Raw genomic sequence first — 938 nt, 5'->3', positions numbered from 1 at the left:
AGTGGAGTTTACGGGGAACCTTCAAAGGCTAAATGAGGCACCGGGGTGGGTCAATTTTAAACCGGCTGAAGTGGGTCAATTTAATCCCGGCGTTGACAATCAGCATATTCCAGATTCGCTGATCGGAATGTGGAAGAACAAATTAATGACGCAAACATATCTTTGTTATTTAAATTCATCCCGTCAAATATACACGCAGTCATATAAGCTTGATCTACTGGGTATTTCGTTAAGTCTATATCGCGAAAGTCTATTTCATCCACGCATAATTTTTTCCTTTTTTCCCAATTGTTTCGATCCATAGTCGATGTGACTCCAACTGATTATCATTTCTTTTTTATTAAGTGTTGGCATTGTTATTCCTCTTTTCTACGGATACCATATAATTCGGGCTGAAATTCCCTCTTTTTCAATCGCCTCTTTTAACTCCATGACATGTTGAGGAATAAGGTCTCTTGTATCAATTTGGAACAAGAAAAAAGGACAGAACGATTCGAACTGCTCTGTCAATAGTTGTTTTTGTATGAAGAGTCTACTCTTAATGTTTAATCACCGTCTTATATTGATCCAGATTGTTGATATCGATTTTTTGAATATCCCCGGAAATGTTATAACGGTATATCGCATAATTATCAGTGTCTGTTTTTTTTGAGATGGTTTTAAGTTTGTCATCATAGACAAAGATCTCGATAATTACTTCGTTTAAGTTCATTTTTTTAAGCTCGTTTAAAAACTTGGAGATCTCGGCTTGGGACTGCCCATGATGATCATAAATCTCGATCGACAAAGTTAATGTAAAATCCTTATCCCCACCATTTTTTAATACATCATACACGGAGGGAATCTCTCCTGTGTAAGTTGTCTTCTTCGTTCCATCTCCGTATACGATATTTTTCATCAATCTGAAATCCATGGTTTCCTTAGCGTATTTTGTGATG

1 protein-coding gene is annotated in these 938 nt (G+C 36.5%); it reads right to left on the bottom strand.

Annotated elements, in window-relative coordinates:
* Positions 1-538: 538 nt before the first annotated feature.
* The coding region (locus I8U18_RS17590; RefSeq protein WP_232336456.1) for a hypothetical protein at positions 539-938 on the bottom strand (400 nt) is incomplete at its 5' end.

Source organism: Thermoactinomyces sp. CICC 10522 (assembly GCF_016055075.1).
GTDB classification, from domain to species: Bacteria; Bacillota; Bacilli; order Thermoactinomycetales; family Thermoactinomycetaceae; genus Thermoactinomyces_A; species Thermoactinomyces_A daqus.
This window is presented reverse-complemented; position numbering and strand designations above follow the sequence as displayed.